The 15,671-nt window shown below is 38.8% G+C and carries 11 protein-coding genes; 1 reads left to right on the plus strand and 10 read right to left on the minus strand.

What is annotated here, in order from left to right:
- Window positions 1–7 precede the first annotated feature (7 nt).
- The 3 genes from GVV19_RS01235 to GVV19_RS01245 form a co-directional block, all read right to left on the minus strand.
- Complete coding sequence (locus GVV19_RS01235) at window positions 8–5,065, minus strand: discoidin domain-containing protein (protein WP_159644945.1); 5,058 nt, start codon at window positions 5,063–5,065, stop codon at window positions 8–10.
- 77 nt (window positions 5,066–5,142) lie between these two features.
- Window positions 5,143–6,459: a PTS sugar transporter subunit IIC gene (locus GVV19_RS01240; RefSeq protein ID WP_159644948.1), complete on the minus strand. Its 1,317-nt coding sequence runs from the start codon at window positions 6,457–6,459 to the stop codon at window positions 5,143–5,145.
- A gap of 175 nt (window positions 6,460–6,634) precedes the next feature.
- The gene (locus GVV19_RS01245; protein ID WP_159644950.1) at window positions 6,635–7,348 is read right to left on the minus strand and encodes a GntR family transcriptional regulator; all 714 of its coding nucleotides are present in this window, start codon (window positions 7,346–7,348) and stop codon (window positions 6,635–6,637) included.
- A 256-nt stretch (window positions 7,349–7,604) separates the two neighbouring features.
- On the opposite strand from GVV19_RS01245, the gene GVV19_RS01250 reads away from it, so the two are divergent.
- A complete protein-coding gene (locus GVV19_RS01250; protein WP_159644952.1) occupies window positions 7,605–9,026 on the plus strand; it encodes a glycoside hydrolase family 1 protein in 1,422 nt (473 codons plus the stop codon).
- 15 nt (window positions 9,027–9,041) lie between these two features.
- On the opposite strand, the gene GVV19_RS01255 is transcribed toward GVV19_RS01250, so the two are convergent.
- From GVV19_RS01255 to GVV19_RS01285, 7 genes are all read right to left on the minus strand, one after another.
- The gene (locus GVV19_RS01255) at window positions 9,042–9,692 is read right to left on the minus strand and encodes a Crp/Fnr family transcriptional regulator (protein WP_159638950.1); all 651 of its coding nucleotides are present in this window, start codon (window positions 9,690–9,692) and stop codon (window positions 9,042–9,044) included.
- Window position 9,693: 1 nt separating this feature from the next.
- On the minus strand, window positions 9,694–11,424 hold the full coding sequence (locus tag GVV19_RS01260; protein ID WP_159644954.1) for a heavy metal translocating P-type ATPase: 1,731 nt from the start codon (window positions 11,422–11,424) through the stop codon (window positions 9,694–9,696).
- Window positions 11,411–11,614, minus strand: coding sequence for a heavy-metal-associated domain-containing protein (locus GVV19_RS01265; RefSeq protein ID WP_159639388.1), 204 nt, complete (start codon window positions 11,612–11,614; stop codon window positions 11,411–11,413). Before GVV19_RS01265 ends, GVV19_RS01260 begins: the two co-directional genes overlap by 14 nt.
- A 60-nt stretch (window positions 11,615–11,674) precedes the next feature.
- Window positions 11,675–12,259, minus strand: coding sequence for a uracil-DNA glycosylase family protein (locus tag GVV19_RS01270; RefSeq protein ID WP_159644956.1), 585 nt, complete (start codon window positions 12,257–12,259; stop codon window positions 11,675–11,677).
- Window positions 12,260–12,269: 10 nt separating this feature from the next.
- A complete protein-coding gene (locus tag GVV19_RS01275) occupies window positions 12,270–13,709 on the minus strand; it encodes a DUF438 domain-containing protein (RefSeq protein WP_159644958.1) in 1,440 nt (479 codons plus the stop codon).
- Between the two features lie 176 nt (window positions 13,710–13,885).
- A complete protein-coding gene (locus GVV19_RS01280; protein WP_159644960.1) occupies window positions 13,886–14,593 on the minus strand; it encodes a DNA/RNA non-specific endonuclease in 708 nt (235 codons plus the stop codon).
- 118 nt (window positions 14,594–14,711) lie between these two features.
- The coding region (locus GVV19_RS01285; RefSeq protein ID WP_201288176.1) for an InlB B-repeat-containing protein at window positions 14,712–15,671 on the minus strand (960 nt) is incomplete at its 5' end.

Below are 15,671 nucleotides of genomic sequence, written 5' to 3' on the forward strand. Positions count from 1 at the left end.
CTACCTTCTATTTTTTTAAGTTTTTAAATCGATATACTGCATAACCAATTATTATTAAGACTCCAAAACCTGCCACGATTGGAAGGATCTCTAGTTTTGATTTCGGTTCTGGGTTAGTCTCTGTTTCGACTTGGTGCTTATCGTTTATTGTTTTATCTTTATTATCGTGTTGAAGAGTTTCTTTAGATTCACGCTGTTCAATTTCAGATTCAGATGTTGCCAAATTGTCTACATCTGAATTCTCATCCGCTGTGTTTGCCTGATTCAATGATTCCCCATAGTCTATAAATTCATCAGTTTGAGGAGTTTCTACTTCGGGATTAGTCACGATAACTTCGTCTTGGTTTTCTAGTTGACTCATTGCATCTGATAATTCTTCTAACAGATGATTCACTTGGATCTGTTCATAGTTGGATCCAGAAAGATACATTTCAACTTTGGCGATTGTTTGCTGTAAAATCGCATAACTTTGTTTCGTGAAATTCTTTGCTTCCTTCGTTTTTGCATACAACAACAACTGCTGAAGTTGTGTCGTATTAACCGACGGCAATCCAGGTACTGGAACTTCAATTACGTCTGTGAGTGCCCTATCATTTGGGTCACTAAGTGAAGTAACTTGGATGGTAATTTGAACTATTTCATCTACGGTACCTTGAGTAACTGTACCTGTCGAATCAATCACGTCTACATTTGATGTTGAATCAATCGTAATCGTAAATCCGTCATATTGTGGAAGGATTATCTTGCCATCAAGGATGGTAAGACCTTTAATTTGCTCCGCAATACTCTTAGCATTCTGTTTCACTTCAGAATCTTTTAGTTGTGCAATGGCGTTTTCTAACTGCTGAACAGCCATAACATAAACCTCATTCGTCGATGCGCCATTTTTAATGAGTATGATCACTTCATCCAAAACCTTTTGTAACTCTTGATAGCTTTCGACAGTATAATCCAGGGGATTTAGTGTTTGAGCATGTGCCACTAACATTCTTAGTGCTTCATCGTCTCTAACTTCCAGTGCATCGATTGCACTAGAAAGTAAGCCAATCATTTCATTCACTGTGTCTTGATGGAGTACATCATCTTCTAGAAGTTGCTGTGCAGCTATCAGATGTCTTTGGAATGTTTGGAATGATTGTGTCGTATAGTTACTTGATTCCAGTAGGATCGACGTATGAATTAAAGCTTCTAGTTCGGACGTATCTACAAGATTTTCGTCAATATTTATCCCGTAAGCTTCCACTTCCCAAAGGGAGAATCCATATTTTGTAGCTGCCTCATCGCCATAAATTCGAAGGTAGCGTGCTTCAAAGGGTTCCTCAAATTCAAAGGTCGAGATACCCGCTTTCCCTTCTGTAACAAGTTGAACGTCAGTCCATGTATTTCCATTCATGGATGCTTGAATGCGATACTTTGATGCATGCGCATTTTCCCAATTGAGTATGACTTTATCAATCGCATAAATTGCTGCGAAATCGATTTGGAGCCACTCATCATGTGCTTCTCGATTGGATACCCATCGCGATTGAAATGCATCACCACCTTGCGATTCAGTGCTTCCGTCAACTGCAAGTTTCGACTCATGAACAAATCCTGTCTTAGGATTAATATATTCGGAACTTGCTGTTGTTTCCTTATTCAACGCAATATTTTCACGGGGGGCAAGTTCACCATAAACTTCGAACTCCCACAACGAATATCCATACTTAGTTGCCGCTTCGTCGCCCTGCATACGAACATAACGTCCCTGAACAGGTTGTGATAATTTGTGTTCTATAATTCCTGCTCGACCATCAGTTACGACCTGGATATCTGTCCACGTTTTTTGGTCAGATGAAACTTGGATACGGTATGCTTTACCATATGCACCTTCCCAGTTAAGTGTCACTGAATCAATGAGATAATCCGCTTCAAGATCAACTTCTATCCACTCATTATGAGATTCACGCTTTGAAACCCATCGAGATTGGAATGCATCACCTTTACTTTCGGTACTGCCATCAAACGCATATTTCGATTCCAATACGAAGCCCGATTTAGGATTCATATACTCCGAGCTTGCCCGTGACGGCTTATTGTATGCTAAGTTTTCACGTTCAGGTTCTACTATTGGAGTTACTGAGCCATAAACTTCAAACTCAAAGATTGAAATACCATATTTTGGAGAAACAGATTGCGTACTATTTATACGAATGTAACGTCCTGTTGCTGAATTATCTAGAATGATATTGTCTACAAGACTTGTTGGTTCCGTAATTACTTTGAGCGGCGTCCATGTTTTTTGATCATCAGATATTTCGAGCGTATATGCACTCGATCGTGCGGCTTCCCAAGCAATATTTACTGCTTGAATCGTGGCTTCTCCACCCAAATCAATCATGAACCAATCGGCATTTGAATCACGTGCGGAAGACCAACGACTAGACCCATCACCATCAACTGCTTTCGCAGCTACGTTTGCACTATCTTTTGCCGAAGTAGAACTCACTTTGACTACTTGATTGAGCGCAATATTATCCCCAGCATTAATATCGACTTCTTTAATGCCATAACCATTACTATTGGCACTTGTCATCATTTCAATTCGAATGTACGCAGCATTTGCATTAACGCTAATGGTTGATGTTTTCTCGTCATTGCTAATCACGTCGGTTAAATCAAAATACGTATGACCGTCATTGGACCCACGAAGTTTAAAAGTTCGAGCAGAATCATCGGTCCAATTAATGGTTACTGATGATACAAACTTATTCTTTCCGAGATTTGTTTGAATCCATTGTTCTTCTGTAGCATCAGAATGCCAATATGTATCCAAATCTTGATCAAAAGCTAAAGCTGGGCCATGATTTTCAATTGATGTAGAGGCTGTGTATTTATTTGATGTGCCTGCAGCCAAGGTCATTGATTTTCCAGTATATGGCGCTTGATCAAGTACAAATTCTGTTGTTTGTGATTCTTTTCCAGATGTTAAGACGACATTCACGGTTTCATTGTATGAAGTATCACTCATCGCAACCGTAATAATGGGCGTATCACCCTTCTCATCAAGGATAATATTTACTGGTCTATCAACTGTAATAGTCTTGTCAGGAGCATAGGTTAAACTACCTGCTTCAAAAAAATTCAGTTGTGTTTGTTTTAGACCATGATGGGTAACTGCGTGCACCTTGCTTGAGTTTTCCACAATTTCGATAGGAATTGCGTTTGCGTATAATGCTGTTGCCTCTGAATTTTGAGATGGCAACACAATATAACTGTACGACTCATTTTGTGGCTTTGTACCATGATCAATCCACGTCTTGAATGTATCAGGTGTTTCTTCTTTGAACTTGTCTGGCCACAATGAAGGCATTTCCTTTTGTTGTCCATTGCTGACTACAACATTCGTTTGATTCGGAAAGACATAACCAATTGCATCGTTATGAATCCATGAAGCATTCATGCTTTGACCCTTAGTTCCAGATGCGACAGCTTGTCCATCGACAATGACATTTTTAGCTTTTGATTGATTGATCGTAGTATGAATTGGTTCATTGTTAGTTGAGTTTATACCCGATCCTACGGCAACAATTTCATCATCAAAGAAGAAATAACTTTTCTTTGCTTTTGTATCTTTTTTATCCATTGCATAGGAGGTACTGCCATAAACACCATTTGATACACCTATGGTGTGGTCTGTATTATTCTTAAACCTTCCATAGTTTGAATAATCTTTTGGAATATAATTCGGCGCCGTTACACCTGGACTGTGAGCCCAATCAAATGTTGGAAACACAGATACATACTCGTCACCGTCAACCATATAAGTCGAGGATGCTGAAGATGTCCAATAAATGAGGTTCCCTCGATCTTGGTTTGCTGGCCAACTTCCACGCCATTCTCCACCAACAATACGATTGGAATCCATTTTAACGTTCACGCCATAGTTTTCGCGCATTTGTGAAGCATATCCAACTCTCCACATATAATTATTGCCATTCAAACCGTTATCATTTCTGATGCCGAGAACATTTTCGAGAAGAACTTGATATTCTTCCGCACGATTTAAATCAACAGCCATCATACGCTGGAGTGGTTCAATATACTCTTCTGCATAGTTTTTATACTCAACGTCATATTTATATGGACGATAACCAAGATAGAGTTCTGCAATATCCTTACGAATTGTCCAACGTGTTCCGTCTAGCATATAATCTGACATCCGATTCACAACTTCGTCGGACATCGCAAATGAAGTATCACGAAGCATGTAAAGCCAAAAGCTCATATCCCTAAACATCGATAAGCCGTAGCCGTTACTATAAAATTGAATGCCATGGAAATAGAGACTGTTATCAACCTGAAGTGCCTCAAGCGTCGTGTTATCCGTTTGTAAGACAAGTATATAAGCCAAGCATTCTTCTAGCACTTTTTTTAGTTGATCGCCATCGTTGGTGATTAATGCACGATAAATCGCATTTTGGTCGTACCAAAGATTGTTTTGTCCCGTTCCGTGATAGATACCTTCTTCGTTCAAACTGGATGTAATGACATTGAGTGCTTCGGTCGATAGCTCATTTTCTAAAAATAAACCAATACGTGAAAATCGTAAATTTACACCAATATCGTTCTCCCACCAGTTGGTTGAGGATGGCTTGACTGTGTCCCAATGCATTAGTGCTTGATTTAATGCAGTAATAACACGCGTATCGTGATAGAGCGCATTCCCTTCTTTATTGAATGCGATTGCCAAAGCTTGCATACGGTCAAGTGCAAGGTATGGTGACCACGGTTTTCCATTTGCAGCGTTGGTTGTGGTCGTGTAATCAACATCAGACCATGATCCATCATTAGACATACTTGTAAGATAAGTATCCGCTTGTGATACATAAACTGCTTCAACTTTCGCACCGTCATCAATCGTGTCTTGTTCTAAAAAATACTCTTTGAGGCGGTGTTTGATAGTAGCGATTTCATCTGCAGTACTGGGTAATGAAAGTGTATCTGCATGAATTGGAATGAGTGCTTGCATGCATAAACCCAATGACATCAGCGAAATTAATAATAATTTTGTTACTTTTTTCATGGATTCTCCTTATTTTGGGTGAAAAGAAAAGGTCCGTGTTAAAAAGTGTTTAACACGAACCTTAATGACAGGATTTCTTAAGCTTCGGTTTGAGCAAGTTTTTCTGTAACTTTTTCGTCTATTCTTAAGAATGGTAAGTAAATGAATACTGATGCAGCAATGATTAGAATTTGTAATACCGCTGCACGCCAGTCACCACCGGTAGCCAGGAAAGCAGATACAACTGGAGGTGTCGTCCAAGGAATTTGAACAACGACAGGGCTAATAAAATTCATTGAAGTTGCAAAGTATGCCACTGTTAATGAGAACGCAGGTGCCAACACAAATGGAATAATTAAACTTACGTTAAACACGATAGGTAATCCAAAAATGATAGGTTCGTTAATATTAAAGACTGCCGGTGCAACTGTTAGTTTCGCAAAATCTTTGTATTGCTTTTTACGTCCGAAGAGGAAAATTGCGATAAGTAATGCAATCGTATTACCTGATCCTCCCATAACGGCAAATGTATCTTTAAATGCCATATTGATAATATGTGGGATTTCCTGATTGTTTGCATATGCAATCATATTTTCTTGCATATTTTGTAATAAGAATGGATCTAGCAATGCACCAGAGATAACTGCTTGGTGAATTCCGAAACCAAAGAATAGGTTCGCAATTGAAGTGATTAACACAAAGCCTGGAAGTCCAGTAGTAACATTACTCAATGGCGTAATGATGATTTTCGAAATTAGTGTATTAGCGTCCATACCAGTGATTTGGATGGTAGCAAATGAAACAAGTGCAAATGCTAAGACCGTCAACATGATTGGAATTAACACGTTAAATGATTTAATAACTGCTGGTGGAATTTCTCCAGCTAAATTAATCTGTAATTTCTCGATTGTGGATAATTTAATGAATAATTCGGTTGCGAGTAACCCTACAAAAATACCCACAAACATTCCTGATGCACTCGTATATGAAGTTGGAATTACGCCTCCAATTTTCATAGCCTCGGCAGCCCCTTCAGGTGTAAACATCATTGACATAGGTGTTAATACGATAAATACCGATAACGCTACTAGCATTGCAGCAATTGGGTTATTGTATTCTCTATTCGCACTCATATGATATGAAACAGCAACAACAATAAGTAGTGTTGAAATATTCAATGTACCATTTGCAATTGAAATTCCTACTTCTTGCATAGTTTTTAATGTTTCTGGGTTAATAAGGTTCCCCATAAATCCAGTTGGTTCTAAAATGACATAGTTCACAAGTGTCACAAATCCAGCAAGAATCATGAATGGCATAAATGATGCAAATGCGTCACGCAATGTTCTTAAATGAATTTGATTTCCCAGACGTGTTGCGATCATGCCGAAATTATCAAATAGTTTGTTCTTCATAAACTTCCTCTCCTTCAAGCGTTAAGTAACTGCTTACATTTCGATAATACACTAGCTCGAGTATAAAGTAAATAGTTTTCTTTAAAAATATATACTTTTATTTTTGTTTGAATTTTTCCCCTTCCTGATTCGTCAATTTTATTCGTAAACATAAAAAAAGCACCTTACGGTACTTTTAATTTTCAATAAATACTGCTTCAAACACAAAGTCTTGATAGAGGTGTCGCGTAATCGAATATTCAAAAGGTGCTCCTGTAGACAATGACACAACTTTCTCAATCTCTATCATGAAGCTTCCTCGATCGATACCCAAAATAGCTGAATCAGTTTCTTTTGCTAGATCACCGCGCATCCACAAGTGACTCGATTGAATGTCAAGACCAAGTTCTTTACGAATGTACTCGTAAACAGATTTTTTTAGGTGTTGCGGTTGTAACCCCGGTATAACAGACAGTGGCATAAACGTCTGTTCCAACGAGTATGGTTTTTTATCCACGAATCGACTTCGAACAATATTATAAATGTATTCATTTTCTTGAATTTTCAACTGTTCTGCGACTTTCTTACTGGGAAGTTCAATCGAAAACGTATGGATTTCAGACTCAACATGGCCTTCACCAATAACACTTAACAACCCATCACTAGGTCCAAAGACTTTTGAATTGTCGATTGGTTTACGCACGACCTCTGTTCCATAACCACTACGACTCAACAAAACTCCTTCACTTACAAGCATATCCAAACCCTTTTTGACTGTTAGTTTACTTGTTTCAAATTCCTGCGCAAGTATATCTCCGGGCGGTAATTTTTCACCAACTGCATAAACTTCATCAATAATTCGATTCTTTACTTCAAGATATACTTCCATGTATTTGGCTTTCTTCTTCATACAATACCTCCCCGGCTCTTATTACTCTTATAGTACCACAAATCAAAGGAATACATAATAAATTAAATAACTATACCTTTATCTTTTGGTATAATGCATCTCACATGGTATTACTAACGTTTTGATTTGCACAAAACCATAGCATCATCATTACAATCTGCTTGTTGCAGTAAAAATATATACTTTTATTATAAAATGTATTTGTTTTATAATTATTCCATGTTATCATGGTTTTAGCACATAAGGAGATTCAACGATGAACATAAAAAAACTAAACTTTCCAAAAGACTTCTGGTGGGGCTCGGCATGGTCCGCAGAACAAGCAGAAGGACGTGGTAATACTGGTAAAGCGGAAACTAACTGGGAACGCTGGTATTCATTAGAACCCTCACGTTTCTATAAACACATAAGCTCCGAGGTAACTACCGATCATTTTAATCGCTATAAAGAGGACGTTTCGCTAATGAAACAAACTGGGCATAACTCTTTTCGTGTTTCCATTTCATGGGCACGCATGTTCCCTGAAGACGGACGTGGTTCTGTTAATCCTGAAGCTATTGACTTCTACCGTTCACTCTTTACTGAAATGAATGAAAATGGCGTAAAAGTTTTTGCGAACCTTTATCACTTTGATATGCCAGCGGCACTGCAAGATATTGGTGGTTGGGAATCTCGAGAAGTCATCGATGCATATGTCAACTTTGCCGACACATGCTTCAAAGAATTTGGTGACTTAGTCTTTCACTGGTTCACTTTTAATGAGCCACTCGGACCAATATTGGGTTCATACATGGAAGATTTCCATTACCCCAATATTATGGACTTTAAAAGAGGCGTTCAAGCAACATTCTTTACAGTTTTAGCTCATGCTAAAGCAATTGAAGCTCATAGCAAATACAATCTTGGGAGTAAGATTGGTGTAATCTTGAATCTTAGCCCTACGTTTCCACGTAGTAACCAACCAGAAGATGTTAAAGCAGCACACATAGCTGACCTCTTTTATACACGAAGTTTTCTAGATGCGATGGTTAAGGGAGAATTTAACAAAGAATTGATTGAAATACTCAAAGAGTATGATCAAATGCCAATCGATGTCACGGATGCAGATTTGAAGGTAATCAAAGACAATACTGCCCAAATCTTAGGACTTAACTACTACGAGCCACGTCGTGTAAAAGCACGTATGACTGCAATATCCAACAACGCAATGTTTAGTCCCGAATGGTTCTTTGAACATCATGTTATGCCTGGTCGTCGTATGAACGAGTACCGTGGTTGGGAAATATATGAACGTGGTATTTATGACTTATGTGTTGATATTCGTGATAACTATGGTAACATCGAATCATTTATATCTGAAAATGGTATGGGGGTCGCCAATGAAGAACGATTCATGGATGAAAAAGGTCAAGTTATTGATGACTACCGTATTGAATACATTCAAGATCACCTTGCTTATGTTTGGTTAGCCATTCAAGATGGATGCAACATTAATGGTTATCACTTATGGACATTTATTGATTGCTGGTCATGGATCAACTCCTATAAAAACCGTTACGGCCTCGTTTCACTTAACCTTGAAACAAAAGAACGTACTATTAAAAAGAGTGGCGAATTCTACTTTAAAGCAAGCCAAGAACACGGCTTTGAATACGATGTTGATTTACTTGTAAAATAAAAAATACCGGAGCAATTATTGTGCTCCGGTATTTTTTTTGAAATAAAGTTCATTCTCCTTCTTCTCAAGGATACCCTCTCGAACTAAAGTATTGATTGCGCGACTCATTGTTTCGGGTGTAATACCCAACGAACTCGCTAGATCTTTTTTAGAAAGTGGCAACTGAACGAATCCTTCGGGTGTTGCATAGTGTGCTAATGCTTTGAGAACACGTTCTTTTGCAGGCACTAAACTCTCAGCAATTACGAGATCGTCACGACTCGCAATTCTTTGAATTAAAGAATCCATCATAGATAGCATCATGGTTTCATCACGTTTCATGATCGCCCGAAATGCGTCTAACTCAATCGTGCAAATGGCACTCTCCTCAAGCGCAACAATGTCATATTGACTTTCCTTCGAAATGAGTAAGGATGCTTCACCAAAATAATCACCTGGATAAAGGATGCTCAAAATCCGCTCTTTCCCATCTTCATTAATTTTTCGTAACTTGATTGACCCACGATGAATAACCCCTAATGTTTCGATCACATCTGTTTCATAGTAGATGGTCTCATCTGCATGATAATGGCGTGGTTCTATCAAATCAGATATCGCAACTAGTCGATCCTCAGTTAACTCTTGAAACACCGGTACCTGTAGTAAACAACGGTTATATTGATCCATTTTATCCTCGCAATCTCATTGCATTTACAATGACAATTAATACTGATAATTCATGAATTACCATACCTAATGACATCGATACGTGTGCATTAAGCACTCCAATAAAAAGCACAGCAACAGTAACTAATGCAATCACAATATTCTGATACATAACATTGCGAACGCGGCGTGCCAATCGGAACATTTTTGGCAACTGGTTTAAATCACGGTGTGCCAAAATCATATCAGCACACTCCATCGCAACACGATTTTCCGAACCACCCATCGAGACTCCTAAGTCAGCCGCAATTAATGATGGCGAATCATTCATACCATCTCCAACCATCATGATATTATCGTGATGATTAATGATATCGAGTTTTTCTTGAGGTAATAACCGACTCTCAACATGGCTAATATTAACCATATCCGCAATTCTTTGGGCACTCTGCGCGTTGTCACCCGTTAACATCATCAGTGTATAGTCTTGAAGTTGATCAAGTGCATCAGGTGCTTCTGGGCGTAATGTATCTTCTAAAACAACAATACCATAGAGTTCCGTTTCTGTCCCTACATATACCGCACTTGATGAAACTAGTGGGACATCATAGGAGAAGAGGTTTTCTTGACCTACACGATAAGATACGCCGTCAATAGTTCCTGTGACACCCATACCAGCGATTACTTCAAAGTCTGATACCTCTTTAAGCGACAATGTATTTCTATCCAATATTGCGGATGCAATGACATGCTCAGAAAAATGTTCTAACGACGCAGCAATTTGAAGCACTCTTTCTTGTGACTGTGCGTGGGATTCAACACGGACAACACTCAGTGTATTTAATGTCAATGTACCTGTCTTATCGAATGCGATCGTTTCAATTTTGTTCAGTTTTTCAAAGATATCGATACCTTTAATTAAGACATGATGTTTTAGAGCATGACTTAACGCTACCGAAGATGCAATCGGAATTGCAATAACTAGAGCGCCTGGACATGATACAACAAGTAAAGATAATGCCATCCGAATATCCTGAGTCAAAAGATACGCCACAATCGCAATCCCAATCACCGCAGGTGTATAGTATTGTGAAAAACGGTCAATAAAATTTTGAACTCTAGATTTCTTATTTTGAGCATTCTCAACCAAATCTAAAATCTGACCATAGACAGTGTCATCACTCGTACGCTCAACCCGAATCAGTAAGTAACCTTCTTTAAGTATCGATCCCATAAAGACCTGACTAGCAACAGTCTTCTGTTGTAGGTTTGATTCACCGGTAATCGATGCTTCATCCACACTCCCGATTCCTTCATACACACTGCCATCTACTGGAATAACATTTCCAGCAACAACTTTGATGTTCATACCTGGAAATACTTCATCCATCGTATAGGTCATCCCGTCTGCACCCACCACAGTTGTTGGCATCGAGTCAATGAGCGATTTAAGTTCCGTTTGCGTCTTGTAAAGGGCTCGTGATTCGAGGTGCTTTCCGAATACATACAGGAATGTTACTGAGGCAGCTTCCCATGGTTCGCCAATAAATAGTGATCCAAGAGCAGCCAACGTAACAAGTAAATCAATTCCCACTATGCGATATCGTAGATTACGAAAACTTTGTATTGAAAAGTAGGAAGCATAAAAGATTCCTACCATTCCAAAGATCAGTTGTGCAATGAATGTATCTGCAGCGCTGATACGCAAAACAAGGGCAAGGGCAAATGGAAGCCACTTCTTATCGAAGCGCAAACCCTAAGTCCTTTATGCGATCTTCGATTGCATTCGCATCAACTTTCTCTTCGTCAAAGCTGACGCGTACAGTCGATGTGTTAAACCCTACATCAACAGTTTCAACGCCATCCATTTGGCTTACACCTTTTTCAATTTTCGCAACACATGAAGGACATGTGAGCGTTTCTAATCTAATTTTCTTTTCCATAGTCTTTCAACCTCCATACTTATAGTATAGAGCTTTTGAAATGCGATACCTTGACCTAGATCAAGTGTTCAATATTTTTTGAACATGTTTTTTCAAGTCAGGCAGAATTACTTCTGCAAATTCAGGATGTCGCGACATCCATACCTGATTACGTGGTGACGGATGAATCAATGGAAAGTAATGTGGTAGAAACATTTTATAATGGAGAACATTCTCTGTAATTGTTTTGAATGCATTGGGTTTAAGATAGACGTTTTGTGCGTACATTCCCACTAGAATAACCAGTTCGACATGAGGCATCGCTTCAAGGAATTGCGGATGCCACTTTTGGTAGAATTCTGGTCGTGGTGGTAAATCCCCTTGTTTCCCATGACCTGGGAAATAGAAATCCATTGGTAGCACTGCAATCAGTCCACTCTCATAAAACATGGCTTCATCGACACCTAACCATGATCGCAATCGTACACCGCTTTGATCATGAAATACACCTTTCATTTCCTGAGTCTTAGCACCTGGAGCTTGTCCAATAATTAGGACCCGGGCGCGTGCATCAACCATATAAATAGGTTCCCACCCCTTATCAGTGAATGGTTTATTCTCGGGATCATTCTTGATTTGTGTGCGTAAATCATCAAGCTTATCCATCATAGCCTCCTTAGTCGCGTAATCGTTTTTGACCACTAATTGCCTGATAGGGCTTAATGTCTTGAGAGACTTCTAATGTTCCCATATAGGCTCCAAATTGATCTCGCACTGCATAGTACGAAATATAGATTAGTTTTCCCTTAATTTCTATCCAAAAACTTTCTTCATCTTTTTCACCAGACTTGAAGTCACGCAGAATACCTTCTACTATATCCAATGATTTCGGCGGATGGCAATGTTGAACTTGGCGTCCAATCTGTGCCTGAGAACGGAAAAAAAGACGATCTTTGGTCTGATTAAAATACTTAAAAGTATCATTTTTATCAACAAATGTAATATCTATTGGTAACAAGTTCAAAACAGCCTCTAACTCTTCAAACCGCAACGTTCCAACTTTAAAATGAAGGGAATTATCACGAACTGATAAATCATCTTTGACACGGTCATAAAATGATTTACGTACTGGTATCCATTCTTGAGTCGGACTCACAAGACAGTATCCAATTTCTTTGGAATCATGTGCGACTTTGAGCCAATCATCTTCAGTGACGACATCGATTATCATTGGTAGCAAAATCATCTCTTCCTTAAAAATCATATCTTCAATACGTTTCCGCAATGCTATAAAGCGTTCATACACTTCTGAAGCTGACTGTTCTGATACTGATTTATGAAAAGCAGCTAAATCAGATCTTATTTCATCATCAACACCCCACATAACTTGTGGTGGTGCTGTGAATCCATGTTTTTCTAGGAGTGGGAAGAAGCATTCTTCTTTCCGTTTGTAATGTTTTTCAATATCGAAGAGCTCATTGACTTGCATCAAAATTCCAAATTTGATGGAGTCATCGGCACCATTTACATAAGCACGCAGTGTTTTATCTAAGGTTTCCAACAAATCCGTTAAGGCTTTGTTTTCTGCCTTTAAAACATGAACTGGATGACCTGGAATATCGATATCATTCATGCTAGCGTGAATCGCTTCAATGGATCCATTAAAGACATCTGCGTGGATATCACACAAGCGTTGAATCTCCCCAATGGGCATGCCATCTTTCACAAGTTCTTGTTCCATCGCGACAATCTCTGATGCATGGACACTACCAAAATGCTCTTGAAAGTCTTTTTTAACATCGGATGGGTTTTCACCTTCATGCAGACGCTTAATAAGTGCTCCAAGCGTCTTACTTTCGGTTGTAACTTCGTCTGTTTCTTGCTTGGTCTCATCAACAAAAATATGTGTGCTTCCGGATTCTTCTAACCACCCATTGATGGAATCCAGATCTTTATCCAAATGGTTTAGTCCTTTGCGAATTGTAACGACTTTGCCGACTGTGGAAAATTGCAAGTCATGCTTCATGGGTTTGAAACCAAATTCGACTAGGATTTTACGGAGTTCCGGATCTTTTTGTACAATATTATAAAACGTTTCATCGATACTTAACTTCATGATGTTCCCTCACTTTTCTTTAATCATAGCACCCTTTTAGCAATTACTGCGCTTTGACGACACTACTGAAATTAAAAAAATGTTAATATATAAATCAATTCTACGACCTTCGCAATTTAAATGTGTAAAAACCCACATCTTTCACAGATGTGGGTTTATTAACGCAGTGGATCGTATTAAGCTTTTGGCTTTCCTTGCTGCAAATTCTGGTTGGTGCCGTTATTTTTAAAATTATGTTCGTAGGTTTTTTTACCTGTTTTTGGATTTCGATAATCTACATCATACGTTACCGTAAAGCGATCTGGACGCAGTTCATCGTTCTTATAATTTATCACTACAGTATAGTTTGTGACCGGATTATTATTTTGCATATCTTCCACAATTTTCCGTTCCATTTTACGCCATCCGCCGCTCCGATTGAGAATTTCATTTTGTGCAACAAGGTTGTAAAGCGACCCATTGCCTCCTAATTGGTTCGCAATCATGTGTCCAGCATCATCACTGCTAGTATCTCCAGGAGTTTTTTGTTGTCGATCGCAGAGGCGTTTATTGCCATTGTAGCGTTCATCATAATTTGCAAAAAAGAGTTCTGGTGCGTAGATATATTTCACGCGCCCTTGATCGTCTGTTTTCGCATAATATGCAAATTCTCCGGATGCAGAGATATTAACTGTTATATTTTTTTTCAATTTTGAAGTCTTGCAGTTGTCAACGATGGGAGCATTTTGCATTTCTTCAAAACTGATGTATTGATTTCCCTTACTTGCATCTACAGATACAATTGGGTTGGGTTGCTGCGCTAAGTTATCTTGTAATGAACTAAACGCATAGTAGACTACCCCTAAAAAAGCAACCAGTGCTAAGACTAAAACAATTTTTTTCATATGGACTCCATTACTTTATCATAGACTTGTATTATAGCTTTTATCACTTCAATCTTCCAGTCCCGAGCGTAGAAAAAACTGTCCTTTCGAACAGTCTTTTTATATCTTATATAATTGCTTATTCGTCATCTTTTTTTCGTGACCAAAGAACTACACCCAAACCAATAATCACAGCTGTAACTCCGATAAAGACGTAGCTTGTGGTTGACATCCCTGTTGCTGGTAAGACTGCATCCGGGTTCTTGTTCCACTTAGCGTAGATTGTCATGTTTTCGGTTATAACCGTTTCATTCGTTACCGCATTTTTGAATTCAGCGTCTGTAAACCAGCCACCAAATGTATAGCCAGACTTGGTTGTTGAATGGTCGACACCGATGAAACTTCCTTTTTCAAAGACAATCGGTGCTAATGCAGATCCGCCGTTTGTTTCAAATGTTAATGTAACTTTCTGTGCAACCGGAATTTCTTTCCATTGTGCGTAGATTGTCATATTTGTAGTGATGGTTGTTTCGCTCGTAACAGGTGTTGTAAATCCTGCATCTAAGAACCAACCTTCAAAGGTATAGCCTGATTTTGTTGTGACATATTTCGTTCCAATTAGGCTTCCATTTTCAAACTCAATCGGTGCAAGTGTCGTTCCGCCGTTTGTTTCAAATGTTAATGTAACTTTCTGCGCGACTGGAATTTCTTTCCATTGTGCGTAGATTGTCATATTTGTAGTGATGGTTGTTTCGCTCGTAACAGGTGTTGTAAACCCTGCATCTAAGAACCAACCTTCAAAGGTATAGCCTGATTTTGTTGTGACATATTTCGTTCCAATAAGGCTTCCATTTTCAAACTCAATCGGTGCAAGTGTTGATCCACCGTTTGCTTCAAAGGTCAATGTAACTTTCTGCGCGACTGGAATTTCTTTCCATTGTGCGTAGATTGTCATGTTTGTAGTGATGGTTGTTTCGCTCGTAACAGGTGTTGTAAACCCTGCATCTAAGAACCAACCTTCAAAGGTATAGCCTGATTTTGTTGTGACATATTTCGTTCCAATAAGGCTTCCATTTTCAAACTCAATCGGTGCAAGTGT

The organism is Erysipelothrix anatis (genome assembly GCF_009828745.1).
GTDB classification, from domain to species: Bacteria; Bacillota_I; Bacilli_A; order Erysipelotrichales; family Erysipelotrichaceae; genus Erysipelothrix; species Erysipelothrix anatis.

Bases quoted from the DNA above. Each gene is read 5' to 3' on its own strand.
- GVV19_RS01240 (WP_159644948.1), bottom strand. From the start codon at position 6,459: ATGAAGAACAAACTATTTGATAATTTCGGCATGATCGCAACACGTCTG.
- GVV19_RS01250 (WP_159644952.1), top strand. From the start codon at position 7,605: ATGAACATAAAAAAACTAAACTTTCCAAAAGACTTCTGGTGGGGCTCG.
- GVV19_RS01245 (WP_159644950.1), bottom strand. From the start codon at position 7,348: ATGAAGAAGAAAGCCAAATACATGGAAGTATATCTTGAAGTAAAGAAT.
- GVV19_RS01235 (WP_159644945.1), bottom strand. From the start codon at position 5,065: ATGAAAAAAGTAACAAAATTATTATTAATTTCGCTGATGTCATTGGGT.
- GVV19_RS01265 (WP_159639388.1), bottom strand. From the start codon at position 11,614: ATGGAAAAGAAAATTAGATTAGAAACGCTCACATGTCCTTCATGTGTT.
- GVV19_RS01280 (WP_159644960.1), bottom strand. From the start codon at position 14,593: ATGAAAAAAATTGTTTTAGTCTTAGCACTGGTTGCTTTTTTAGGGGTA.
- GVV19_RS01270 (WP_159644956.1), bottom strand. From the start codon at position 12,259: ATGGATAAGCTTGATGATTTACGCACACAAATCAAGAATGATCCCGAG.
- GVV19_RS01275 (WP_159644958.1), bottom strand. From the start codon at position 13,709: ATGAAGTTAAGTATCGATGAAACGTTTTATAATATTGTACAAAAAGAT.
- GVV19_RS01255 (WP_159638950.1), bottom strand. From the start codon at position 9,692: ATGGATCAATATAACCGTTGTTTACTACAGGTACCGGTGTTTCAAGAG.